Raw genomic sequence first — 25489 nt, 5'->3', positions numbered from 1 at the left:
AGTGCGGCTAAAGGACGAACAAAGTCGCGGCCAATGAGCGAGGCCAATGGTTGTGAGCTAGCATGAAGGATGCACGGTTGAACTGAAGATCAAGAAGTTTAAGGCTTTCTGCGACTGAATTGAATAACAACAAGTAAACCCAAATCTAGTTTGGTCATCTAGGGCCTAGCGTAAGCATAGATGAGGGGTTTGCTTGCCTTACTTGGATAACATTCGATTACCAATTGTGACGGTTTAGCATAGCTTAGGCACCTCTTGCGGTGAAATTATGTGGAATAAATTTTAAGCATGAAACTTTAAGCTTGAAGTTTACTGCTGTCGGCCTATCCTGACATATAGTGATGACAGTTTGCAGGGAGTGTGAGTGATGAAAATCGCCTGTCTTGGAGGAGGCCCAGCCGGGCTGTATTTTGCGATTTCAATGAAGCTTCGCCAACCTGATACCGAAGTCACAGTGATCGAACGCAATAAGCCGAATGACACTTTTGGCTGGGGTGTCGTACTGTCCGATGATGCGTTGGACAATCTGACGGTAAATGATCCGGTTAGCGCCGAACAGATCCGGAAGAACTTTGCCTACTGGGACGATATTGCGGTTGTACACGACGGCCAGCGTACAGTGTCGGGTGGACATGGGTTTGCCGGGATTGGGCGTCACAAAATGCTGCTGATCCTTCAGCAACGAGCGCTAGAACTTGGGGTGGATCTGCAATTTGAAACCGCTGCCAAGCCTGCTGCAGAATATCAAAAAGAATATGATCTGGTGGTTGGGTGTGACGGGTTGAATTCAGCCGTTCGTACTGAGTTTACTGATCAGTTTAAGCCCAATATTGATGTCCGCCCTTGCAAGTTTATTTGGCTTGGGACACATCAAAAATTCGATGACGCCTTCACCTTTATTTTTGAAAAAACCGTCCATGGATGGGTTTGGATACACGCCTATCAATTTGATGATGATACCGCGACGGTAATTGTCGAATGCTCAGCTGAAACTTGGGAGGCTTGGGGATTTGAGACAATGTCCAAGGAAGAAACCATCCGTACCTGTGAACAGATCTTTGCAGGGCATTTGGATGGGCACTCACTGATTTCAAATGCGGACCATCTGCGCGGATCAGCGGTATGGATCAATTTCCCACGTGTGCTCTGTGAGACCTGGTATCATGAAAATGTCGTGCTGTTGGGCGATGCCTCTGCCACTGCGCACTTTTCAATCGGGTCAGGTTCGCGCCTCGCTTTTGATAGCGCAATTGCGCTGGCTGAGTTTGTTTGTACCGAACCGAGCTTGCCGCAAGCCTTTGAACGATATCAGGAAGAACGCAGGCTAGATGTGCTGCGTTTGCAATCCGCTGCGCGAAATTCATTGGAATGGTTCGAAGATGTGGAGCGTTATCTGGATATGGATCCGGTGACGTTCAACTACTCGCTGTTGACCCGGTCCCAACGGATCAGTCATGAAAATCTGCGTTTGCGCGACCCGGACTGGGTGGCTTCGGCCGAGAAGTGGTTTCAGACCCGCGCGGGGGCACCTGCGGATGCACCGGTTAGGCCGCCAATGTTTGCGCCGTTCAAGTTGCGTGAAATGGAATTGGAAAACCGTATCGTCGTGTCGCCAATGGCGCAGTACAAAGCGACGGATGGTTGCCCGAATGATTGGCACTTGATTCACTATGGTGAGCGGGCAAAAGGGGGGGCTGGATTGGTCTATACAGAGATGACCTGCGTTAGCTCTGCTGGGCGAATTACACCGGGGTGTACTGGGTTGTACGCCCCCGAGCATGAGGCCGGATGGAAGCGGTTGACCAATTTTGTTCACAGCGAAACCACCAGCAAAATCTGCTGTCAGATTGGCCACTCCGGGCGCAAGGGATCGACCCAGTTGGGGTGGCAGGAAATGGACGCCCCCTTGGCAGATGGAAACTGGGATCTCGTTTCAGCCTCGGCCATCCCGTGGTCGGAAAACAATGCCACCCCACAAGAGATTACGCGCGCAGAAATGGACGTGATCCGGGATGAATTTGTCGCCTCCACCGAGATGGCCAACCGCGCCGGGTTTGACATGATCGAGCTACATGCCGCCCATGGATATCTGATTTCATCCTTTATCTCGCCACTTTCGAACCAGCGGTCGGATGACTATGGCGGGGATTTGGAAAGCCGGATGCGATACCCACTGGAGGTGTTCGAAGCCATGCGGGCCGTTTGGCCTGGCGATAAGCCTATGTCAGTGCGGGTTTCTGCTAATGATTGGGCGGGTCAAGATGGTGTGATGCCAGCAGAGGCAGTGCAGATCGCTGCGATGTTCAGTGCCGCCGGTGCAGACATCATTGATGTGTCAGCCGGTCAGACTTCGGTCGAGGCGCAGCCGGTTTATGGTCGAATGTTCCAAACCCCGTTTTCCGACCAGATCCGTAATCAGGCTGGCATTGCCACCATGGCTGTCGGCAATATCTATGAGGCGGATCACGCCAATTCGATTCTGATGGCTGGGCGAGCTGATCTGGTCTGTGTTGGACGCCCACACTTGGCGGACCCCTATTGGATCCTACGCGAGGCTGCAAAGATTGGGGACCGGCACGCAAACTGGCCTCTGCCTTATCAGCCTGGACGCGATCAGATTTGGCGACTGGCAGATCGTGAAGCGGAGGTGATCCGAGCATGAGCGTGGCGGGTAAACACGTGGTGATCTCGGGCGGAGGCTCCGGTGTTGGTGCAGAAATGGCAGCTCGGTTTGCGCAGAACGACGCCAAAGTGACCATTCTGGGGCGCCGGGCGGATGCGCTTGATGAAGTTGCACAAAGCTGCGGGTCCTTGCCCATTGCCTCTGATGTGACCGATCGCGAGGGTCTGAACGCTGGGTTGGCCTTGGCTGTGGGGTTGAATGGGCCGATCCATATTGCCGTTGCAAATGCGGGATCGGCACCCAGCATGCCATTTGAAAAGATGAGCCAAGAGGATTTTCAGTCGGCCCTCTCGGTAAATTTGACTGGAGTATTCAACCTCTGGCAGGCGTGCCTCGAAGGAATGAAAACTCAAGGTTGGGGGCGGCTCATTGCTATTTCTTCAACTGCTGGACTGAAGGGGTACCCCTATGTCTCGGGGTACTGCGCGGCCAAACATGGGGTTGTTGGGCTGACCCGTGCATTAGCAGTTGAACTCGCGCGAAGCGGCGTGACGGTGAATGCGATCTGTCCGGGTTTTGTTGAAACACCATTGCTGCAAAGATCCATTGAGACCATCGTGGCTAAAACTGGGATGAGTGCGGATAAGGCAGCGAAATCACTTCGCGCCGGCAATCCACAGGGCCGGTTTATACAGCCCGGTGAAGTGGCTGATGCTGCGCTGTGGCTGGCAAGTGAAGCCGCTGCTTCGGTGAATGGGACCGCGTTGCCGATTACTGGAGGTGAGATTTGACCAAGACAATTGCAGCAGACACGCAGACGTCCAAAGATCGACTGAGGTTATGGTTGCGGGTGTTAAAGGCAACCCGAGCTGTTGAAAACGAAGTGCGTGAAAACCTGCGCCGTGAATTTTCATCCACACTCCCTCGATTTGATGTGATGGCGGCGCTAACACAACACAATGATGGGCTGAAGATGAGTGGCTTATCGACGGTTCTTAAAGTGTCGAATGGCAATGTCACCGGTATTGTTGAGCGGTTGGTCGAAGATGGTTTGGTGATCCGTGAAAAGGTGCCCGGCGACCGGCGCGCTAGTCTGGTCAAGATGACCGCGAAGGGGCGCGCCGAATTTGCCAAGCAGGCGGCAGCGCACGAGCAATGGATTGATACAATGTTTGCAGGTGTTGCAGCCGAGCAGGTGGTGCCGATTGCAGATGCACTGGATGCCGTTGCACGACAACTAGACGATAAGGACGAGCGATGATCAACATGGAACCAAAGCACTTTTTGTGCGCGGTCAACGATGGCGTTGCAACCATCTCGCTGGATCACCCAGAACGTAAAAATCCCCTGAGTTTTGACAGCTACGCCGAACTGCGGGATTGGTTCAGAGCATTGGTGTATTGTGAGGACGTTAAAGCTGTGGTGTTTGCACCAAACGGCGGCAATTTCAGTTCGGGTGGGGATGTGCATGATATCATCGGACCATTGACCCGGATGAGTATGAAAGAGCTGTTGGAATTTACCCGCATGACTGGCGATCTGGTTAAAGCCATAGTGAACTGTGGCAAGCCAGTCATCGCAGCTATTGATGGTGTTTGTGTTGGGGCTGGGGCTATCATCGCCATGGCTTCGGATCTGCGTATTGCAACACCTGAGGCAAAAACTGCATTTCTGTTTACGAGGGTCGGGTTGGCCGGATGTGATATGGGCGCTTGTGCGATTTTGCCGAGGATTATCGGCCAGGGCCGGGCAGCTGAACTGCTGTATACCGGCCGCTCGATGAGTGCCGAAGAAGGGGCCAACTGGGGGTTTCACAATAAGGTGGTGCCTGCGGATAAACTGCTTGAAGAAGCGCAGGCCTGGGCTGTGCGTATCGTGGCCGGACCAAACTTTGGACATATGATGACCAAGACTATGTTGGCGCAGGAGTGGTCGATGTCGATTGAACAGGCGATTGAGGCAGAGGCGCAAGCGCAGGCAATTTGTATGCAGACGGCGGATTTCACCCGCGCCTATGAGGCCTTTGTGAACAAAGAAAAGCCGTTGTTCGAGGGCGACTGATGGATGGTGCGTGCTAGCACGCACCCTACGCCTGAAGCGATAGGGGCCGAGAGTGGCACCTAAGAGACGCCTCCGGTGGAGGATGTTAAGATAAGACTACCCTGGGGGAGGCTTGATATGGCAGACCGGACATTTTTGAACTGGCCGTTTTTTGAGGATCGTCATAAGGCGCTGGCAGAAGAGCTCGAGCATTGGGCAAGTAAGAACCTGGCAGGAATTGATCATAGTAACGTAGATGAAAGTTGTCGTCGCTTGGTGGCGGAACTTGGGGCGGCAGGCTGGACCCAACATTCTGGCGCCGGAACAGGTGAGGTTCTGGATGTTCGTAGCCTGTGTCTGATCCGTGAAACATTGGCGCGTCATGATGGTTTGGCCGACTTTGCATTTGCTATGCAGGGACTTGGCACGGGTGCGATCTCTCTGTTCGGCACCCCGGATCAGCAAGAACAGTGGCTGCCTTTGACCCGGTCGGGACGGGCCATTGCCGGATTCGCGCTAACAGAGCCGCAGTCTGGATCGGATGTGGCCAATTCCACCATGACCGCGGTTAAGGATGGCAACGACTATGTGCTGAACGGCGAAAAGACCTGGATCTCTAACGGCGGCATCGCAGATGTCTACACTCTGATTGCGCGCACTGGCGAGGCACCGGGGGCCAAGGGGTTGAGTGCCTTCGTCGTTCCCGCAGATTTACCCGGACTAGAAGTAGTTGAACGCTTAACTACTATTGCACCGCACCCGTTGGCGCGCTTGCGGTTCAGTGATTGCCGCGTTCCCGCCACAGCTTTGTTAGGCCAACCCGGAGCGGGCTTCAAGATTGCGATGTCGGTGCTGGATGTGTTCCGCTCGACTGTTGCGGCAGCGGCGCTGGGGTTTGCCCGTCGCGCCTTGGATGAGGCACTGGCCCGAGTTTCAACGCGTCAAGTACAGGGGGCTCCACTGTTTGACCTGCAGATGGTACAGGGACACATTGCTGACATGGCGCTGGATGTGGATGCTGCGGCATTGCTGACCTACAGGGCTGCTTGGGCCAAGGATAGCGGCGCGGCGCGGGTCACGCGTGAGGCCGCAATGGCCAAGTTGTTTTCAACAGACCAGGCGCAGCAAGTGATTGACAAGGCAGTGCAATTGCATGGTGGTGATGGAGTGCGGCATGGTCAAAAGGTTGAAGAATTATACCGTGATATTCGCGCCTTACGTATCTACGAAGGTGCTTCGGACGTGCAACGCGTGGTGATCGCGCGGCAGGCTATGGCCGCCTATTTGGGAGGAGTGTGATGCTTGGAGTGAGTGCACATATCGATACATTTACCCGGGATAATCTACCACCAGTGGATCAGTGGCCTGAGTTCCTGCTGGAAGGATATGACTACCCGGAGCAGTTAAATGCAGCGGTTGAGCTGACAGACGCAATGGTCGCAAAGGGATTTGGTGATCATACCGCCCTGATCGGCAACGGGCGCCGGCGCACCTATAAAGAGCTTTCGGATTGGACCAACCGGTTGGCTCATGTGTTGAGCGAAGATCTGGGTGTTGAGCCCGGAAATCGGGTGCTGATCCGATCTGCCAATAATCCGGCGATGGTGGCCTGTTGGCTGGCGGCGACCAAAGTCGGCGCTGTGGTGGCCAATACCATGCCCATGCTGCGTTCAGGAGAACTGTCGGCAATTGTTGATAAGGCTGAGATCAGTCATGCGCTGTGCGATACGCGATTGATGGAAGAGCTTGAGATCTGCGCCAAGGGATCACAATTTCTGAAATCAGTTGTGGGTTTTGACGGCACCGAGAATCACAATGCCGAGCTGGATCACCTGGCGCTTGAAAAGCCGGTGAGCTATCAGGCCGTGGCTACGGGGCGTGATGATGTGGCGCTGTTGGGGTTCACATCTGGCACCACCGGTTCCCCCAAAGCAACCATGCATTTTCATCGTGATTTACTGATTATTGCGGACGGGTATGCCCGCGAAGTGTTGGACGTCAACCCGGAAGACGTGTTTGTCGGTTCCCCGCCTTTGGCCTTTACTTTTGGTCTGGGTGGACTGGCAATTTTTCCATTACGCTTTGGGGCAGCTGCTACATTACTTGAAGATGCCTCGCCTCCAAATCTGATCGAAATAATTGAGAAATATAAAGCGACTGTCTGCTTTACCGCCCCCACAGCCTACCGTGTTATGCTGCGGGCGATGGAGGAGGGGGCGGACCTTTCCAGTCTGCGTGCAGCAGTTTCAGCAGGAGAAACTCTTCCCGCGCCGGTCTATGACGATTGGATGGCGAAAACTGGCAAGCCGATGCTGGATGGCATCGGTGCCACTGAGATGCTTCATATCTTTGTGACCAATCGGTTCTCGGACCACCGCCCGGCCTGCACAGGTAAGCCCGTGTCTGGCTATCAAGTGAAAATTCTGGGCCAGGATGGTGTTGAAGTGCCGAGTGGTGAAGTTGGGCGACTGGCCGTCAAAGGGCCAACCGGTTGTCGCTATTTGGCGGACGACCGGCAGGGGGCCTATGTGAAGGATGGCTGGAACATTACCGGCGACAGTTTCAGAATGGACAAAGACGGGTATCTTCATTTTGCAGCGCGAAATGACGATATGATCATCTCATCTGGGTATAACATCGCCGGTCCTGAAGTTGAGGCGGCCTTGCTAAGTCATGCAGCTGTGGTGGAATGCGCAGTGGTTGGGGCACCGGACGAGGCGCGAGGTGAAATTGTGCAGGCCCATGTGGTGCTGGCACAGGATATGTTGGCTGACGAGGCCATGATTAAAGAGCTGCAAACCCATGTCAAAGCGGTGATCGCGCCCTACAAGTACCCACGATCGCTGGTCTTTACGCCTTCGTTGCCAAAAACTGCGACCGGAAAGATTCAGCGTTTTCTTCTGAAGGAGCAACCTTAACGGGTAGGACTATTTTGCCACAGTTCACCCTAGGGTCAATCAAATGCTTGTGATCGAGCAGAAAGGTTAATACTAGGTTAATAGTAGTTCGGCTATTTGCCGGATTTTGCGAGTTTGCCTGCGAATGCTTGTACAGGCCTGTGTACTGTTTCTTCTCGGAAATTTTGTGACTGAAACGTGCAACTTTCCTGAAGGATAGGGCTTGCCTCATGAACTTGGCTATTCGAACCAACATGGATGAAATGTGCGCTGAGCGTGCAATCAATTGGCCAGCCGGGGTCCTAATCCAAAACCCGTACTGGAGCGAGGATCCCGTCGCTGGCGTCCAAGGGAGCTGGATCAGCAGAGATTGGCTGCATCTTGCTCCGGTGCTTGGGGTCAATTTTTCTGATTTGGTGCTACAAACTCGGGTACCAGCCAATTTAGCCTCCACTGATTTTCTGACGGAAGCTGGTGCTCTATACACAACCGGAAATGAGGAGCAGCCGGTGGCGGGTGGAGTTCCAGCAATAGGTGGTGTTTTCCAAGTGTTCCAACATGCACGGGCTTTGGCCTGTGATCTTGGGGTGTTTCGCGAAGGTAGTGACCCAACGGAATTGACCTCGACACAGATCCGCCAAAAGTTTTCCCAACACACCATCAGTGTTGCGGCACCCAGCAATATAGGCTTGGCCGTCGGTGTGGCTGCACGCGCTCTGGGGTTCCAGGTGGAAGTGCATCTGGCTGCCTCTGCTCCACAATGGAAAATTGATGCACTGCGCGCACTTGGGGCTACGGTGGCCTGCCATTTGGGACATTTTCCCGACGCCGTCCGAGTTGTGCAAGCTCAGGCCGAAGCTGATCCGGCGGTGTTCTATGTAGGGGATATGAGCGAGCCTCTGCTGGCGGTTGGGTATGACGCGATGGCAGTTGGATTGCAGGCGCGACTTGTTCTCCACGGGGTATCGGTCAATCGCGACACACCGCTGTTTCTGTATTTCCCCAAGAAAAGTCTGTATGGGCAACTCGCTTCCGGAATGGATGCTGCCGCGAGCCGAATTTTCGGTGACAACCTGCGTTGCATCCATGATGTACCAAAACCCGACAATACTATGTCTGATACAGTAGCCAGTGACGATCAAATGCAACTCAATTGCTCGACAAGGGGTCTTGCTGGAGGCACAGATCGAGCAACCATTGTCGTTTGGACATTCTGATTGGCGGTTGTTGATCTTGGCGTTCATCGCTGAACCGCCGCTTGGAGCTTCCATTTTCAGATAACCCCTCAGTGCATCGCCATTTACCTCTGATGGGTCAGCCCACTGGGCTTTTGCCCGGTCTTCAAACTCGCGCAAGCTGTCTTTGTTGGCGGATAGTTGTGTTCATAGCGTGCGTTTGAGTTGTGCGTTTTCGGCTTCCAGCTCGGACAGGCGTTTGCGCAGCACGGCCAATTCCGGCTCCAACTCCTCCAGAGTGAAGCGGCGCGGGATATGGCGTGGGCAGTTCCAGTCAAACGCAGACAGGCGGATTTTGACGATGCGTTCAACGGTTTCTTTGCCAGTGTGCAGTTGCCCAAGAAGTTGCGGGTCGGTCTCTGGGTCGATTAGCTCAACCTCACCCCATAGTTTTAGGCGCCGCTGGTTTGGATAATCCATTGCAATGACCGACAGGCGGCTGGAGTGGGCCAGGTTACCTGCGCTGATGTATTGGCGGTTTCCGCGATAGTCAGCGTAGGCGATCGTCTGGTCATCCAGAATTTTGATGAAGCCAGGTGTGCCGCCCCGAAACTGTACGTAGGGCCAGCCGCTTTCCGAGACACTGGCCTGAAAAAAGCCGTCACGTTCGCTCAGGAACGCTGCTTCTTCCGGACCAAGACGGTCTCCGCCCCAACGCTCGTCCGACAGGAATTTACCGTATGCCTTGGAGGATCCGCGTCGTTCCTGTTCGGCGCGAACTTTTGGTGTGAAGGCAATATCTGCAAATGCGAGAGGCATCTTTCTTCTCCTTCTTTCAACTTTAAAGACCAAGGTCACTCAGGCTGGGGTGATCCTCAGGTCGGGGGCCTTGAGGCCAAAAAAATAGCCGTTGTTCTGGAGTGATTGTCAGATCGTTGATGCTGGCGATGCGACGGGCCATGCGGCCATCTGCTGCGAACTCCCAGTTTTCGTTACCGTAGGAGCGGGTCCAGTTGCCTGCCAGGTCGCAGCTCTCATATGCAAAGCGGACGGCAATGCGGTTCCCAGCTGTGGCCCAAGGCTCTTTGATAAGCCGGTATTGATGTTCACTGGCCCACTTGCGGGTCAGAAAAGCGTGAATTTCGGAGTGACCTGACAAAATTTCAGACCGGTTCCGCCATTGGCTGGTTTCCGTATAGGCTGCAGTTACAACATCCGGGTTCCTGCTGTTCCAGGCGTTTTCAGCCATCCGAACCTTACTCTCGGCAGACGACGTGTCAAATGGAGGGAGAGGCGGGCGGGTCATTTGCGTTTTCCAATGCAGATAGTGGTGTACAGATCGGTAATCTTACGGTTTGAGCTAGATGTACCAATCTGTACTTGAAGTCAATTGGTTTCACTGGATTTTGCGTAATCACGATCGGTCCATGTGGAAGTTGCTTGCAAAAACACGAAAAAAGGCCGGAAAATCTTACATATTTATGTAATATTGTGTACTGATCGGTCAGTAAACTTGGCTGTGGGGGGAGCTGGTCGCAATTAGGCGAGCGGTTGATCATGACGGGGTGGTCGGTGATCTGATCAATTGGGCAATAGAGGGAGTTGCCGGAACAGAGGTGTTCGACTGGATGCTGGGAGCGCTAGAGCTGGCTATTGTCCAGAATAATGGGGTCTTGTCGTCTCTAGCTAGGAGGCGGCACAATGGGGCGGCCTGAGTGGCGCGGGTCAATCCCCCAGGGGTTGGGGCCCGGTTCTGCCATGGTATGCGGTGAGGGAAGCCCGGATTCGGCGCAGGTTTTCCGTTGTTTCGTGCGCCATCTCTTGGGCAACAGACATAGCAAGCGCGTCGACGATGATCATGTGAATGTAGCGCGAAGATGTTGGTTTGTGGATGTCTCGGTCTTCGGGAAGGTCCACCAGGATCGGGACCGAACAGACATCAGCCAGTTTGGTTCCAGGCTTGGTAATGCAGATGGTCGTAGCGCCGTAATTGTTTGCGATTTTGGCGGCACCAATAATGGCGTCTGCTTCGCCGCTGGCAGAGACCAGGAATAAAACATCGCCTTCCTTTAGTGTGGCTGCGCGCATTTGCAGGGTGTAGCTGTCGCTGGTCGACATGGATGGAATACCCAACCGGAAAAATCGATTGGCCGCTTCCTGTGCTACGGTCGAGGATCCTCCGCCAATCCCGGCAAATAGCAGGTGGCGGGTGTCCAAGAGGGCGGCTTTGGCGCAATCTAGAACAAGCGGGTCGATCTGGCGGCGCATGACGTTTGCTGTCGCGTTAATAGCGTTGAGGATTTGGTCAATGGCGCTGTCACCCGCTGTCGGACCAGCTTTCGGATCCGCCGACAAATATTGCATGCTCACCGCAAGGTTTTGCGCCAATCTCAGCTTGAATTCACGGTACCCGTCGCAGCCAAGCGTCCGGCAGAACCGGATCACCGTTGGGGTGCTGACATTGCACTGACCTGCCAGCTCGGCAATTGTCATCGCGCTGATGTCTTCCAGATGGTCCTTGACGTAATTCGCTACTCTTTGCTCTTGGGTCGCCAGTTTGCCATCGTGGTGATACAGCGCCGAGATAACGTCCGCGACACCAGGCTGGCCTTTTTGTGGCGGTAGATCAACGCCGTTCGTTTCAGTGGAATCAGCGGGCACTGTGCTCTCCTAAACTACATGCGGGCTGTAACTAAGATACATATCAACTCTAATTACACAAGTAAAAGCCAAGTTTTCCCGTGGTTTGAGCGAAATATGTAACTCCGTAACGAAACAGGCTTGATTTATGATGTGAGTCGCGACTTAATGTAATTAAATTACACGTTCGTTTCAGGGGGAGAAGCAGGTGCGTAACTGGGCAGAGGTAACCAGTGCAAGGATCAACACTGTCGTCGAAGCTATTGTCGCAGCTTTGATGCTTGCTTTGGTTCTTGACGTCTGGCTGGGGGTGATGGACCGCTATTATTTCCATTGGCAATTGCCCTGGCCCGAGGTTCTGGCCCGCTATCTGATGATCTGGGCTGCGATGCTGGCGGTGTCATCGGGTGTGGCCCGGCGGGACCATATTGGTCTGACAGCGTTTATTATGGCCATACCATTCAAGCTTCGCCGCGCCCTCCTGATCTGTATGGATCTGCTCGCTCTTGCGCTGTTTCTATACGTGGCCTGGTTTGGCATTGGGTTTGCACAAAGCGGGGCCCCACGCCATGCGATGATTTTTGGGGCTAGCCTTGCCCCATTCTACGCAGCAATCCCAGCAGCGGCTTTCCTGTCCTCCTTACAGCTCGTTCTCGTTCTATTACGCGATCTGGGATCACACATTGACGAACCGCCATTTGCCGATCACTTGGAGGAGGAGCTGTCATGATTGTTGCTGTCTGTTTTGTCACTCTCGTCCTGTTTGGTACGCCAATTGGTTTTGCTATCGGCCTGGCTGGGGTTGTTGGCCTGATCGATATGGGAGGAACCCAGTTCCTGCAGATCGGTCCCAGCAAGATCTTCAACGGGCTGAATATTTTTCCGTTCCTGGCCATGCCGTTCTTCATCCTGGCTGGTGAAATTATGAATGACATTGGCATCACGAGCCGTTTGGTCAAGCTGGCGCAAGTGTTGGTGGGACGGTTTCGAGGTGGGCTGGCACATACCAATATGCTGGCGTCGGTGTTCTTTGCTGGGTTAACTGGATCCGCTACCGCAGATGCTGCTGCCTTTGGTCGTACATTGGTCCCGGCGATGGTCAAAGAAGGTTATGATCGCGACTATGCCTGTGCGGTCACAGCGGCAGGGTCGATCATTGGGCCAACCATTCCGCCTTCGGGGTTGATGGTTGTCTATGGTTCGCTGATGGGCGTTTCGATTGCAGGACTGTTTGCTGCAGGGGTGTTGCCCGGACTGGTGATTTGTCTGGTCTGTATGGCGGTGATTGCCATTGGCGGTAAACGCGAAAACCTGCCGAAAGCTATTCGTGGTGCCAGCCCGCGTGAGATATGGGATACATTCGTGTCGTCCTTAACTGCGCTGGCCATGCCGGTGATCATTCTGGGCGGTATCCTGGGTGGCATCGTGACGCCAACCGAAGCAGCATCCATTGCCGTGGCTTACGCACTGTTCATTGGTATCTTTGTCTACCGCACACTGACGTTCAAAGGGTTCTACGGCATGCTGGTACGCACGGCGCGTATCATGGGTGTGATCTTTGTTATCATTGCGTTTGCTGGAATTCTTGGCTGGTGGATGAGCTTTGAGCGTATCCCGCAGTTGATCGCCGAAACAGTGTTGGGCCTGTCCGACAATCGCTATGCAGTGATCGCGATTATTATTTGTCTGCTACTTGTTGTTGGCATGGTGATGGATATCACCGCGATCCTGATCATTCTGGCTCCGGTCCTGGTGCCTCTGACCGAACAGGTCGGGCTCGAGCCGATCCATGCGGGTATCATCTTTGTCTTGGCGCTCAATATCTCGCTGATGACGCCACCGGTTGGGGCCTGCCTGTTTGTTCTGTCGTCAGTCACCGGTGAAAAACTGGAACGCATTTCGATCAAGCTGATGCCGTTCCTGATCGCTGAAATTGCCATCCTGTTTGCCTTTGCCTTTTGGGAGGATGCCGCCCTTTGGCTGCCTCGCCTGCTTGGCTACGCACAATAACGACCAACCAAAATCAAAACCAAAACCAACTGGAGGAAACTATGAAAACGATTATCAAAGGTCTGGCCATTGCCGCGACGATGACAGCCGGCAGTGCCTATGCTGAAGGTGGCGTGATCAAATTCGGCCATGACAACAAAACCGACCCGTTTGAAAACCCGGCACACGCCTGTACCGCTGTGTTCTCGAACATTGTCACCGCTGACACCAACGGCTCTGTTTCAGTCGAAGTCTTTGGCTCCAACCAATTGGGGTCCGCGTCTGAGCACGTTCAGCAGGTCCGCGATGGTATCATTCAGGCAACCTTGACATCCACAGGTGCGCTGGCCAGCTACTACCCGCGTATTGACGTGCTGAATCTGCCGTTTGCTTTCGACGGCAATGCATCGACCTACGAGGTTTTTGACGGTGCATTTGGCAAAGAACTGGCAGCCGATATTGAAGCCGAACTGGGTGATGTGGTTGTGCTTGGCTTCCCGGACACAGGTGGCTTCTTTGCAGTGACCAACTCCAAACACGCCATTGCCGATTTGAAGGACTTTGACGGTATCCGCATTCGTACAATGACCCTACCGTCGCACCAGAAAATCATGCAGTCGCTGGGTGCCGAAGCCTATCCTTTGTCCTGGGGTGAAGTATATTCGGGTCTGCAAACTGGTGTGATCGACGGTCAGATGAATCCGGTTCCAATCATCTCTTTTGCAAACTTCGCCGAAGTACAAAAGTACATGACACTGACCAACCACCTGTTCTCGCCTTATACTTTCATGATCAACCGCGCGTTTTATGAAGGTCTGAGTGACAGTGAGCAGGCGACGTTGCATACCGCAGCTGAAAACTGTGTTGCTGCAAGTCGTGGGTTGTCGCGCATCATCGAAGCTTCTGATCGTGGTCTCGCAGGCCTGATGGATCAGATCGAAGTGACGGCTTTGTCCGCTGACCAGCGTGCCGCCATGGCCGGAGCTGCTCAGCCCGCCTTTGAGGCCCACGTTGCCGAAAACATGGATGCCCGCGCAGGCGAGCTGTTGGACATGTTCAAGTCTGAAGTTGCTGCTGCAAACGCTGCTGCTTACCTCAATTAACTCACTCCCACCCCACCTGCGGCAACGTGGGTGGGGAGCGGGCAGGTATCCACTGGATACCTGCCTACCTATTCAGACTAAAGGATCGAAACATGCGGGTCTTCTGCGCCTCGATTGCTACCGAAACCAACACGTTTTCGCCTCTACGCACCGATTTTACCGATTTCGAACAAAGCTTCTATGCGGCTCCGGGGGACCATCCGGAAACGCCGACCCTCTGTAGCGCCGTGTTTCCGGCCCTCCGTAAACGCGCGCGAGCCGGAGATATTGAGTTGGTTGAGGGCACTGCCACATGGGCTGAACCCGGTGGCTTGGTCAACGCGCGAACCTGGGCGCGACTGCGCGATGAAGTGCTGGACCAGCTGCGCGCTGCGCTTCCGGTTGACGCTGTCGTACTGGGTTTACATGGCGCGATGATTGCCGATGGCTGCGTCGATTGCGAAGGTGTTCTGATTGAAGCCGTACGTCAGATTACGGGTCCCAAGACCAAGATCGGGGTTACCTTCGATCCGCACAGTCACCTTAGCGCACGTCGGGTCGAAAACGCTGATGTTATTACTGTATTTAAAGAATTTCCGCACACCGACTTTGCCGAAACCGGTGAAAACTGTGTTGATCTGACCCTACGAGCCGCGCGTTCAGAAATCACGCCAACCTTGTCGGTGTTTGATGTGCGTATGATTGATGTGCTGCCGACTAGCCGCGCCCCAATGCGCGGGTTCGTGGATAAAATGCTAGCCCTAGAGGCGGATGGATCTGCGCTTTCCATATCCACCATTCACGGCTTCATGGCCGGGGACTCGCCGGATTTGGGGGCCAAAATTATCGTGATTTCGGACGGCAACCAAAATGCTGGCGATAAGCTTGCCCATGATCTGGGGATGGAGTTGTTTTCATTTCGTGGAACAACCAAGCCGGAATTTTTGACTGTCGAGGATGCGCTCACGGCTGCCAATGATGCAAAAACAGGCCCGGTTGTGATCGCGGATGTCTGGGATAATCCAGGAGGCGGCGTTGCCGGGGATTCCACAATCCTGCTCCGCGCCGCGCTTGACATGAAGTTGAAATCTCTGGCGCTGGCGACAATCTGGGACCCGATGGCGGTGCGACTGTGTCATGCCGCAGGAGAAGGTGCACAACTCGACCTGCGCTTTGGTGGCAAAACCTCGGCCTTTGCCGGTGCTCCTATAGATGCCACTGTAACCGTGATGAAGATCGCCAACGACGCAGTGCAGAGCTTTGGAGCGTCTGTTGTGCCGTTGGGTGACTGTGCGGTCATCCACATTGACGGTATTGACGTGGTACTGAACTCCAATCGGTCACAGGCTTTTTCACCAGATTTGTTCACCAACCTTGGGATCGATATCCGGTCCCGAAAAATACTGGTTGTGAAATCGACCAATCATTTTCACGGGGCTTTTGCCTCGGTCGCCTCTGAAATTCTATACGCCGCGGTCAACGGGCCGTATCCCAATGACCCGACACAAACCAAATACACCCGACTAACGCGGCCTTTGTGGCCGATCGCTGCAAATCCATTCGAGGTTGAGAACGCATGACCTTTCCCGATATTGACACGCCTGCGGTGCTGGTTGATCTGGACATTGCCGAGGCAAACATCGACCGATTTCAAGCCCATTGTGATGAATATGGCCTGAAGCTGCGCCCACATATTAAAACTCACAAATTGCCGAGATTGGCGCAACGGCAGATACAGGCCGGGGCGATTGGCATCACATGCCAAAAGGTCAGCGAAGCCGAAGCAATGATTTCTGAAGGTGGCATCGATGATGTGCTGATCACTTTCAACATTTTTGGCGCAGACAAACTGTCCCGGCTGAAAAAGCTGGCTCAAAAGGTTCGTCTCAGTGTTGTGGCCGACAACGTCGCCACAATTGACGGGCTGGCTGGGACCTTTTGTGACGCGGATGTACCGCTTACTGTTCTTGTCGAATGTGACACGGGAGGTGCGCGTTGCGGGGTGACCACTTGTGAGGCTGCCGCTGAATTGGCCACCTACATTGATGGCCAAACCGGACTGATGTTTGGCGGGTTAATGACCTACCCGCCGACGGGCCAAGAACCTGAAGTTCAGGACTGGCTGACCAAAGCGAAAAAGATGATTGAGGCTTCGGGGGTACCGGTTCCGATAATTTCAAACGGTGGGTCTCCCGGCATGTGGCAAGCACAAGAAGTACCGGTAGCCACCGAATACCGGATTGGGACCTATGTTTATAACGATCGTTCACTGCAGGATCGTGGCGTTTGTACTTGGGATGATTGCGCCCTTAGTGTCTTGGTCACTGTTATTTCCGTCCCATCTGCAGGGCGCGCCGTTGTGGACGCTGGAACCAAGGTTTTGACTTCGGATCTGTTAGGGCTGGATGGGCATGGTCATGTCTTAGGTCGCCCCGACATCAAAGTGGCTGGCCTGTCCGAAGAACATGGCGTGCTGACAGCGGATGATATCAACTTAAACGTCGGCGACCGCCTTCGCATTGTTCCAAACCACGTCTGTGTGGTCAGCAACATGCTGGATGAGGTTCAGTTGATCCGAGGAGAAACAGCTCTGGGTGCAAGTCCAGTGGTCGCTCGGGGCAAGGTGTGGTGATTAGATGAGTGCGCTCATATGTCTTGGCGAACCACTTTGTGAATTGAATGCTCAGCCTGATGGCTCTTTTCGGGCGGGCTTTGGCGGGGATGTGTCCAACGTTGCCATTGCAGCCGCAAGACAGGGTGTGGACGTTGGTCTGATTTCGCGGGTCGGTGATGATCCATTTGGTCGTGACCTTTGTCAGCTATGGCAGCGTGAAGGAGTTTCGACAGATCATGTTGAGGTGGTGCCGGGGCAGGAAACTGGGATCTACTTCGTGTTTCATGACGCGGAGGGGCATCACTTTGTCTACCGGCGTAAGGGCTCTGCCGCCAGCGAGATGACCACAGATATTCTGCCTGACGCCGCGATTGCAAAGGCTCGTATGTTCTATTCGTCAGGCATAGGTCTTGGGGTTAGTAGCAGCCTTCGTGACGCGACCTTTCAGGCGGTGGGAATTGCGCGGAAGAACAACGTGGCGGTGGCATTCGATCCGAACTTGCGCACCGCGCTGTGGTCACTGGAACAGGCACGTTCGGTGACACATAATCTAATGCAATGCTGCGATATTGCCTTGCCAGGGTTGGATGACGCGCGCCAGTTGACCGGCTTGCACAGCCCCGAGGACATCATCGCATTCTACCATAATCTGGGGGCCAAAATTGTTGCCCTGACACTGGGTGCGGATGGTGTGTCCGTTTCTGACGGCGCTGATGTTGTTACCATTCCCGGAACCCAAATGCAGGCCAAAGACGCAACCGGAGCAGGCGACTGTTTCAATGGGCTCTTTCTGGCGAATTATCTGCGTGACGGCGATATCCTGAACGCTGCAAAAATCGCCAACAGCGGAGCAGCCTTGTCCACTACTGGCTATGGCGCGGTTGATCCAATCCCCTTCAATCACACTCTCTAAACTTTAAAAGGACTATCTGAAATGAGTAGCAAGAAAATCGTGCGTTTAGGCGATGATCGTACCGGGGCAGGTGGCCAGGCCCTGCCATTTGCACCAGCGGTTCGTGCCGGTGATTTTGTCTTTATTTCCGGTCAGGTGGCCATGAAGGAAAACGGCGAAATCGAAGCCGGTGGCATCGAAAGCCAGACCCGCAAAACGATGGAGAACCTGATCGCTGCTTTGGCGCTGGCTGATTGCACATTGGAGGACATCGCCAAGGTTGGCGTTTGGTTGGATGATCCGCGTGACTTCTGGACCTTCAACCGGGTCTACGCGAGTTATTTCCCCAATGGTGGCCCAGCCCGATCCACAGTGCGCTCGCAGATCATGGTTGATGCCAAAGTTGAGATCGACGCGATGGTTTATAAACCGTTGGACTAAAAGATGGTGAGCTAAAGCCTGAAGACCGGACCCTGACAATGCGAGTGTTTGGGTTCGGTTGCAGGTCAAAGCCTTGTAATTTGGTTGAATAAATATCTTGACAATTTAACTGGGTTAATAGCATTCCTCTGGTTAACGGATGCATCCGTTAGCCTAATAATTTGGAGAGACCCATGACAGTCAGTCTTCTGACACGGGGTCTTTGCTCCGCTGCCGCAGCTACTGCGATTTCTTTCGCATCCGCCACGTTCGCTTTGGCCGAGACCGTAACTATAACTGATATCGCCGGCCGTACGGTCGAAGTCGAAAAGAACCCACAAAAAGTTGTTCTGGGCGAAGGTCGAATGATTTATTCGATCGCGCTGTTGGACAGTGACAACCCATTCCAGCGTATCGTCGGTTGGAAAGACGACATGGTCAAATATGACCCGGATGCTTACCGCAAGTATCAGGCCGTCTTCCCAGAAGCCGCTGACATTCCGAGTTTTGGCAGCCCATATGCTGACGAATGGAACCTCGAGTCGGTGATTTCACTGGGCACCGAAGTGGTGTTGATGAACCTTGGCAACCTGATGAAGGCCCAGGAAAGCGGTATCATTGAAAAGCTGGAAGAGGCTGGTGTTGCCACTGTTTTTGTGGATTTCCGGCAGGACCCTACTCAGAATACAGTGCCCAGTATCCAGTTGTTAGGACGGATCTTTGATAAGCGGGACGAGGCAGATACCTTTACCGACTATTATCAGGCGCAGATGAAGAAGATCTACAGCCGCGTTGAATCCATCCCCGCAGAAGATCGCCCAATTGTGTTTATCGAGCGCGCCGCTGGCTATAATCCGGCCAAGTGTTGCGGTACATTTGGGGCTGCAAATTTGGGACGTCTGGTTGATCTGGCCGGGGGGCGCAACTGGGGTTCGCTTAAATTCCCTGGGTTCAAAACCGCTGTGAGCCTGGAAGCTATTTTTGCCGACGACCCTGAAGTGATCATTGGAACTGGTGCAAACTGGGCAGAGGCAAACCCGGCAACCGCCGCGGTTTTGTTCGGCTATGAAGCCAGCGAAGACATGGTTCAAGAGCGTCTTGGCGCACTGGCTGCCCGTGAAGGCTGGTCAGATCTGTCGGCGGTCAAGAATGGTAATTTCCACTCAATCTATCACCAGTTCTACAACAGTCCTTACCACTTTGTAGCGATGCAGGCTTTTGCCAAATGGTTGCATCCTGATCTGTTCGCGGATCTGGATCCAGAAGCCACGATGATTGAACTGCATGAGAAGTTCCTGCCAATCGATTACTCCGGCGTTTTCTGGGGCAGCCTATCAGCTGGCGGTTGAGCCCTTAGGTCTTTTGGTTCCGCCTTTGGGCGGGACCATTCATCCAATTAGAGATCTTCAATATGTCAATTAATGTGAGCCCCGCAGAGATGCGGCAGGCCTATGCATCCCAAGTGATGCGGCGCTATGTGATGATTGCCTGCGTGGCAGGCCTTCTCCTTCTCAGCTTCGTCCTCGACGTAGCTACAGGCCCTGGTCACTACCAGTTGTCTACCGTCCTCGAAGTCTTTGCAGACCCAATGTCGCACGGCGTGCGTCTCAAGGTGATTGTATGGGACTATCGTTTGCCAGTGGCTGTGACTGCTGTGCTGGTCGGCGCGTTGCTGGCTGTGGCCGGTGCGCAGATGCAGACGATCCTGAACAACCCCTTGGCTGAACCCTTTACCCTTGGTGTGTCAGCTGCGGCCAGTTTTGGCGCATCGCTGGCCATCGTTCTGGGATTTAGCATCGTCCCTGCGGTGGGCGGGCTTTTGGTCACCACAAATGCCTTTTTCTTTGCGCTGTTGACCTGCGGGTTCATCCTGTTTGCGACCCGCCTAAAAGGTGTCGGATCAGAAACCATGATCCTGTTTGGGATTGCGATCTTTTTTACGTTTTCTGCCTTGTTGGCCCTGATGCAGTACATGGCGTCGGAGGACCAGATCGCGCGGATCGTGTTCTGGATGATGGGCTCATTAAGCCGGGCAAGTTGGGAAAAAATCTCACTTGGCACGTTGCTGCTTGGGGTCGCGATCCCCTTCAGCTTACTAAGAACCTGGCCAATGACGGCGCTGCGCATGGGCGAGGCAACGGCAGAAAGTCTGGGTGTTGATGTAGCGCGTCTTCGGGTCGAGATGCTGATTTGCATTTCGCTGCTGGCAGCAACGGCAGTGTCTTTTGTCGGAACCGTTGGTTTCATTGGTCTTGTTGGGCCTCATATTGCGCGCCTGTTGGTGGGCGAGGATCAACGGTTCTTTGTCCCACTTTCAGCGCTGGTCGGGGCATTGGTGCTCTCGCTGACCTCGTTGATTTCGAAATCCATCACACCCGGGATCATTTACCCGATCGGCATTATTACGTCGCTGATTGGTGTTCCGGTCTTCATTTCCATCATCCTCAGTTCACGACGGGAGAAGTTATCATGACCCTAACGATCAAGCATTTGGCGGCCGGGTATGGCAACCGTACCGTTCTGAGCGATATCTCAGTACCAGAAATTGAAGACGGGGCATTTGTGGGACTCATCGGGCCCAATGCGTCGGGTAAATCCACTTTGTTCAAAACTTTGGCGGGGCTTATCCCGGCACGTGGAGGGATGATCCGCCTGAATGATGATGATGTTACGCATATGCGTCGCAGGGATCGGGCACAGCGGGTTGGCTACATGCCACAGGCCTTTGGTTGCAATGCGTTGCTGACGGTGTTCGAAAGTGTGCTATTGGCGTTGAAACAGACCTCCGGTTGGCGGGTTGAGGAAGAAAACCTTGATCAAGTCTCTGATATCCTGGCAGCCTTAGATTTGGCGCATCTATCCAACCGTGGCATTGCCGATCTTAGCGGCGGGCAGGCGCAGATGGTGGCAGTGGCCCAAACGCTGGTCCGCGCCCCCGATGTGATTTTGCTGGATGAACCTACCAGTGCCCTGGACTTGCACCACCAGTTGTCGATCATGACATCGATTAAAACCGAGGTCAGACGGCATAGGCCGGTGGTCATTGCGGCCCTGCATGATTTGAACCTAGCGGCCAAGTTTTGCGACCGGCTGATCCTGTTGCGAGACGGGAAAATTCTGGCGGATGGGACGCCCGAGACCATTCTTGCACTGTCAGAAATTGGCGAAACCTATAAGGTGGAAACGGATTTGGAACGAACCACACGAGGTGCGCTCTACGTTGATGCACGTCTTTCAGCGTGATGGATCTTCGTGGGCAGAATTTTGACCTGAAAGAAGAAATCAGGAGTTATTGGTCGGATCGTGCAGCCACGTTTGATGACAGCCCTTCGCATCTTATTGAAAACCAATACGGATTATCCGCATGGCAGGATTTCATATGTCGGTCATTTGAGCTTGGTCCGGACCAAATGCTGATCGGAAAACAGGTGCTTGATATTGCATGCGGCACAGGTGAGATCAGCCGGGTGTTGTGCAGTCTTGGTGCTGAGGTTGTGGGGCTGGATTTCTCGGAAAAAATGCACGCCAGAGCAAAAGAAAAGCTCATGGGGAAGTCGTGGAGCCCGTTGCTGTGTGACGCAGAAAATCTGTTGGGTGTTGTCGACGATGCGTTTGACTTTGCTGTAACACGACACCTCGCTTGGACACTCACCAAGCCAGAGAAAGCATATGCGGAATGGCGTCGTGTTTTAAAGCCAGGAGGGCGTCTGTTGCTCGTTGATGGCAACTGGGAACAGGGCCATTCGTTTTTGTATCGGTTGCGGCGCCAGTTTGCTGACTTCCTTTCTCCGCTCCCGGCAAAGTCTCCCAAAGAGACGGCCAAAGATCAATGGATCCGCAAGCAACTGCCATACCGAAACGGGCTCACTCTGGAACACCTTCGCCATGATTTGGTTCAAGCGGGGTTTGTATCCGTGCAGAAGGTTAGTGTATCCGCACTTTATGGGCAGGGAATGAAAGCCTGGCCTCTTCCTGTGCGACTGCGACAAAGCAGTGAAAACCGGTTTGCGCTGGTCTGCACCGCGCCTTGAATGGTTGAAAATGCGTTCCAGCCATGTGCAACCGCCGAGACCGAAAAGCCACACAGGTTCTGCATGCCATATCAGCACTCTTGGTGAGATAGTCCGGTCACTTCAAAGGAGTGTTCAAGTGACTTAAAGTCTGACAATCATGGGCGCATCTGGTGGGTTGTTGGCCCCGAAAATATACGAAGGGACGCAACATGCTGGAAGTCTGTGTTGATACGATCGACGGCGTGATTGCTGCAATGAATGGTGGGGCAGGACGGGTAGAGCTGTGTTCATCGCTCTCTGAGGGCGGGCTGACGCCATCTGCGGGTCTAATGCATGCCGCAGCCGCGCTCCCCGTGCCGTGTTATGCAATGATCCGCCCGCGCAGTGGCTTGTTTGAGTTTTCTGATGCTGAGGCCAGTGTCATGTTGGCTGATATCGCGATGGCACGTGAGGCCGGGCTATCAGGCGTGGTGTTGGGTGCGCAGAATGCTGCCCGCGGTCTAAATGTACCAATGTTGGCAACATTGATGGCAGCTGCCGGCGAGTTGGGGAAAACCCTGCACAGGGTCATCGACGTTGTACCAGAGCCACTTGTCGCGCTTAGTCAGGCGATTGATCTAGGGTTTGAGCGGGTTCTGACCTCTGGAGCTGAACCATTTGCGCAAGACGGCACAAAGTTGATTGCGCAGATGGTAACGCAAGCTGCTGGGCGTATTTCAATTATGCCAGGCTGCGGGCTGACGGCTGACAATGTTGCTGAAGTGATTGCAGCCACGGGTGTGGAAGAGGTTCACGCCTCTTGCAATGTCCGGGTGGCAGGCGATTTGGCATTTTCGGATTTCGATCCGTCCAGTGGACGCTTCGAAACGTCAGAAGCGACGGTGCGAGAGATGGTTAATCAGATGTCAGGCAAAAATTGATTCCGAGGTTTTGCAGCGAACTTGAGGCTAGCAGTTAGTGGTCTGGTTACAGTAGGAACCAGTTATTTAAGCCATATACTGTTCCTCAGTTTCGCGCTGATCAGAATGACTTCTACAGTTTTGGTTCGACCCTTGAGGCTAGCGTTTTTTCCAATGCTTCCAGCAATTCTATGCGCCGGACAGGTTTTGTTAGGCGAATGTCTTCAGATCTTACTTCATTTCTGCGGACGGTTGCTTCGCTGGCGTAACCTGACAAAAAGACTACCGGGAGATCCTTTGCTTGTTTCCGCAACAGCTGTGCGAGCGTGGTGCCTTGGAGAGAGCCAGGCATCACGATGTCAGTTAACAACAGATCAAAAGACGGGTCTGCTTCAAATATCTCCCGTGCTTCATCGCCCGACCGTGCTGCGGTGACCGCATACCCAGCCTGACGGAGTGTTGCGAGTAAGATCTCCAAAACTTCCTTTTCGTCTTCTGCAACAAGAATCTTGAAACCCGCGCCATTTGCAGTTTTTGTTTTCGCCGCCTCGATAGTGGGCGTCTCAATTTTTCTGCTCAGAGCTTTGAAGTATAATTTGAATGTGGTACCGACACCGGGTTCAGAATACACCTGCACGGTGCCACCCGATTGGTGCATGAACCCCTGCACCATAGACAGGCCCAATCCAGATCCTGCACCTGGTGCTTTTGTTGTGAAAAAGGGTTCATAGATTTCTTTTAGGATGTTCGCGGGTATACCTTCGCCAGTGTCACTAATGGCCAACATCACATATTGACCGGGTGAAACTTCATCATTCCGCTGAAAACTAAAGTCGCTATCAATTATGACGTTAGCGGCCTCTATGGTCAGCTCGCCCCCTTTAGCCATCGCATCCCGCGCATTTAGGATCAAATTGAGCAGGGCATTTTCAGTTGAGCCCGGATCTGCGGAAATTGGCCATAGATCAGTCGGCAGCGAGGTTTCAATACTGATATTCTCGGGCAGAGTACGGGCAATCCAGCTATTGGTCTGTTCGACAACGGAGTGAAGATCAAGAATTTGAGGTTTCAATTTTGCCTGTCGGGCGAAACTCAGCATGCTTCCGGTCAGCTCAACCCCTCGCATCGTTGCCTGAATTGCCATCTGTATCAACTCGTTGACGCCGCTGTCTTCTATGTCGTCCTGAGCAAGCTCAAGGCTACCAAGGATCACCGCAAGCAAGTTGTTGAAATCATGCGCAACGCCGCCTGTCAGTTTGCCAATGGTTTCCAGCTTCTGAGATTGCCTAATTTGTTCATCACGCTGGATTTCGGCTGTGATGTTCTGCATCGTTCCATAGTAAGAAACCGGGGCACCGGTTATGCCAGTTTCGATTGCGCCATTCACCTTAATATGGACTTCTTTGCCGCTGGTATGGGGAACACGCGTCCGGTATTCGAAAGCGCCACTTTTCTTTACAGCTTCGTCGATCAGACCTTCGATCATGGCACGATCTTCTTCTGCTCGAAGCTTGCGGGCAAATTCCAAAGTGGGTTGGAAGCTAAATGGCTCATACCCAAGGATCTTATAGACTCCTTGCGACCAAATGAGCTCGTCCGTGGCTAGATCAACAGTCCAATTTCCAAGGCGTGCCATTTCTTCAGCATGTAGCAGGTCACGTTTTGTCCGTGTCAATTCGTCCATGACCCGGACGATGCCGATCATTTTCTGGGGTTCACCATTTTCATCGCGGACCAATGATCCATAGGTATTGGCCCACACGAAGTGACCTGAGCTATGTCGCATCCGGCAGAGAGTTTCATAAGGGAGGCCATCCTCAAAAAGACGGCGAGTAGAGGCTTGGATTGTCTCGACGTCTTCAGGGTGGATTAGGTCACGCAGCACATCAAGACGACTACCTCTGTAAAGCTGCTTCAGGCCAGTCAACTGTACCATCCCGCGGCTGACGTCTAGCTGGTCTGCTTTCACATCCCATAACCATAACCCGATCCCGGCGTCAGTCAGAGCTTTCGTAAACTCTTGTGGCACCAATTCAGTTATCTTTTGAAATACTGGATCATCTTGGTTTTGGTCCACGGCGTCGCATCTCCGCAATACGTGAAGTTGTTCACTCATTACACATTAGAACAGGGCCAACAGTTATTGATGGTAAGGAAATACTGCCGGATTTCAAGGCATCTTGGCATACTATTGGTTTGTTTGGA

Annotated in this window: 23 protein-coding genes; 19 read left to right on the top strand and 4 right to left on the bottom strand. The window is 53.5% G+C overall.

Annotation, left to right across the window (positions count from 1 at the left end; genetic code table 11):
* Positions 1–367: 367 nt before the first annotated feature.
* The 7 genes from FEE96_RS07440 to FEE96_RS07410 all read left to right on the top strand — a co-directional run bounded on the left by FEE96_RS07440 (position 368) and on the right by FEE96_RS07410 (position 8777).
* Positions 368–2662, top strand: coding sequence for a bifunctional salicylyl-CoA 5-hydroxylase/oxidoreductase (locus FEE96_RS07440; protein ID WP_138162387.1), 2295 nt, complete (start codon positions 368–370; stop codon positions 2660–2662).
* The gene (locus FEE96_RS07435) at positions 2659–3414 is read left to right on the top strand and encodes an SDR family NAD(P)-dependent oxidoreductase (RefSeq protein WP_138162386.1); all 756 of its coding nucleotides are present in this window, start codon (positions 2659–2661) and stop codon (positions 3412–3414) included. The genes FEE96_RS07440 and FEE96_RS07435 overlap by 4 nt, the downstream gene beginning before the upstream one ends.
* Positions 3411–3884: a MarR family winged helix-turn-helix transcriptional regulator gene (locus FEE96_RS07430; protein WP_245227080.1), complete on the top strand. Its 474-nt coding sequence runs from the start codon at positions 3411–3413 to the stop codon at positions 3882–3884. Before FEE96_RS07435 ends, FEE96_RS07430 begins: the two co-directional genes overlap by 4 nt.
* Entirely contained in the window at positions 3881–4684 is an 804-nt protein-coding gene (locus FEE96_RS07425; RefSeq protein ID WP_138162385.1) for an enoyl-CoA hydratase family protein, read from the top strand. Before FEE96_RS07430 ends, FEE96_RS07425 begins: the two co-directional genes overlap by 4 nt.
* A gap of 117 nt (positions 4685–4801) precedes the next feature.
* Positions 4802–5962, top strand: a complete 1161-nt coding sequence (locus FEE96_RS07420; protein ID WP_138162384.1) for an acyl-CoA dehydrogenase family protein — start codon at positions 4802–4804, stop codon at positions 5960–5962.
* Positions 5962–7581: an AMP-binding protein gene (locus FEE96_RS07415; RefSeq protein WP_138162383.1), complete on the top strand. Its 1620-nt coding sequence runs from the start codon at positions 5962–5964 to the stop codon at positions 7579–7581. Before FEE96_RS07420 ends, FEE96_RS07415 begins: the two co-directional genes overlap by 1 nt.
* 209 nt (positions 7582–7790) lie before the next feature.
* A complete protein-coding gene (locus FEE96_RS07410) occupies positions 7791–8777 on the top strand; it encodes a pyridoxal-phosphate dependent enzyme (protein WP_138162382.1) in 987 nt (328 codons plus the stop codon).
* A gap of 165 nt (positions 8778–8942) precedes the next feature.
* Here the strand turns inward: FEE96_RS07410 and FEE96_RS07405 are convergent, their stop codons facing one another.
* The 3 genes from FEE96_RS07405 to FEE96_RS07395 all read right to left on the bottom strand — a co-directional run bounded on the left by FEE96_RS07405 (position 8943) and on the right by FEE96_RS07395 (position 11396).
* Positions 8943–9554 carry a pyridoxamine 5'-phosphate oxidase family protein gene (locus FEE96_RS07405; RefSeq protein WP_138162381.1) on the bottom strand — a complete coding sequence of 204 codons (612 nt, stop codon included), beginning with the start codon at positions 9552–9554 and terminating at the stop codon, positions 8943–8945.
* Between the two features lie 22 nt (positions 9555–9576).
* Positions 9577–10041 carry a nuclear transport factor 2 family protein gene (locus tag FEE96_RS07400; protein ID WP_138162380.1) on the bottom strand — a complete coding sequence of 155 codons (465 nt, stop codon included), beginning with the start codon at positions 10039–10041 and terminating at the stop codon, positions 9577–9579.
* Between the two features lie 419 nt (positions 10042–10460).
* Positions 10461–11396 (bottom strand): MurR/RpiR family transcriptional regulator, encoded by a 936-nt coding sequence (locus tag FEE96_RS07395; protein ID WP_138162379.1) that lies wholly within the window; start codon positions 11394–11396, stop codon positions 10461–10463.
* Between the two features lie 187 nt (positions 11397–11583).
* On the opposite strand from FEE96_RS07395, the gene FEE96_RS07390 reads away from it, so the two are divergent.
* The 12 genes from FEE96_RS07390 to FEE96_RS07335 all read left to right on the top strand — a co-directional run bounded on the left by FEE96_RS07390 (position 11584) and on the right by FEE96_RS07335 (position 23305).
* Entirely contained in the window at positions 11584–12105 is a 522-nt protein-coding gene (locus FEE96_RS07390; protein ID WP_246079343.1) for a TRAP transporter small permease, read from the top strand.
* Positions 12102–13385, top strand: coding sequence for a TRAP transporter large permease (locus FEE96_RS07385; RefSeq protein ID WP_138162378.1), 1284 nt, complete (start codon positions 12102–12104; stop codon positions 13383–13385). Before FEE96_RS07390 ends, FEE96_RS07385 begins: the two co-directional genes overlap by 4 nt.
* Before the next feature lie 41 nt (positions 13386–13426).
* Positions 13427–14467, top strand: a complete 1041-nt coding sequence (locus FEE96_RS07380) for a TRAP transporter substrate-binding protein (protein ID WP_138162377.1) — start codon at positions 13427–13429, stop codon at positions 14465–14467.
* A 92-nt stretch (positions 14468–14559) separates the two neighbouring features.
* Entirely contained in the window at positions 14560–16026 is a 1467-nt protein-coding gene (locus FEE96_RS07375; RefSeq protein ID WP_138162376.1) for a M81 family metallopeptidase, read from the top strand.
* Positions 16023–17078: a D-TA family PLP-dependent enzyme gene (locus FEE96_RS07370; RefSeq protein WP_138162375.1), complete on the top strand. Its 1056-nt coding sequence runs from the start codon at positions 16023–16025 to the stop codon at positions 17076–17078. The genes FEE96_RS07375 and FEE96_RS07370 overlap by 4 nt, the downstream gene beginning before the upstream one ends.
* Before the next feature lie 4 nt (positions 17079–17082).
* Positions 17083–17973, top strand: a complete 891-nt coding sequence (locus FEE96_RS07365) for a sugar kinase (protein ID WP_138162374.1) — start codon at positions 17083–17085, stop codon at positions 17971–17973.
* 21 nt (positions 17974–17994) lie between these two features.
* Entirely contained in the window at positions 17995–18393 is a 399-nt protein-coding gene (locus FEE96_RS07360) for a RidA family protein (RefSeq protein WP_138162373.1), read from the top strand.
* Positions 18394–18566: 173 nt separating this feature from the next.
* Positions 18567–19721 carry an ABC transporter substrate-binding protein gene (locus FEE96_RS07355; RefSeq protein WP_138162372.1) on the top strand — a complete coding sequence of 385 codons (1155 nt, stop codon included), beginning with the start codon at positions 18567–18569 and terminating at the stop codon, positions 19719–19721.
* Between the two features lie 62 nt (positions 19722–19783).
* Entirely contained in the window at positions 19784–20845 is a 1062-nt protein-coding gene (locus FEE96_RS07350; RefSeq protein WP_138162371.1) for a FecCD family ABC transporter permease, read from the top strand.
* Positions 20842–21615: an ABC transporter ATP-binding protein gene (locus FEE96_RS07345; RefSeq protein WP_138162370.1), complete on the top strand. Its 774-nt coding sequence runs from the start codon at positions 20842–20844 to the stop codon at positions 21613–21615. Before FEE96_RS07350 ends, FEE96_RS07345 begins: the two co-directional genes overlap by 4 nt.
* The gene (locus FEE96_RS07340; RefSeq protein ID WP_246079361.1) at positions 21615–22403 is read left to right on the top strand and encodes a class I SAM-dependent methyltransferase; all 789 of its coding nucleotides are present in this window, start codon (positions 21615–21617) and stop codon (positions 22401–22403) included. The genes FEE96_RS07345 and FEE96_RS07340 overlap by 1 nt, the downstream gene beginning before the upstream one ends.
* A gap of 191 nt (positions 22404–22594) precedes the next feature.
* The gene (locus FEE96_RS07335; protein WP_138162368.1) at positions 22595–23305 is read left to right on the top strand and encodes a copper homeostasis protein CutC; all 711 of its coding nucleotides are present in this window, start codon (positions 22595–22597) and stop codon (positions 23303–23305) included.
* 112 nt (positions 23306–23417) lie between these two features.
* Here FEE96_RS07335 and FEE96_RS07330 read toward each other — a convergent pair whose 3' ends face one another.
* The gene (locus tag FEE96_RS07330; protein ID WP_171021643.1) at positions 23418–25361 is read right to left on the bottom strand and encodes a hybrid sensor histidine kinase/response regulator; all 1944 of its coding nucleotides are present in this window, start codon (positions 25359–25361) and stop codon (positions 23418–23420) included.
* Positions 25362–25489: the final 128 nt, after the last annotated feature.

Origin of the sequence: Parasedimentitalea maritima, assembly GCF_005771405.1 — a bacterium.
In the GTDB taxonomy this organism is placed as follows: Bacteria; Pseudomonadota; Alphaproteobacteria; order Rhodobacterales; family Rhodobacteraceae; genus Parasedimentitalea; species Parasedimentitalea maritima.
The sequence above is the reverse complement of the archived record's forward strand: the minus strand, read 5'-3'. Positions and strand labels throughout refer to the sequence as shown.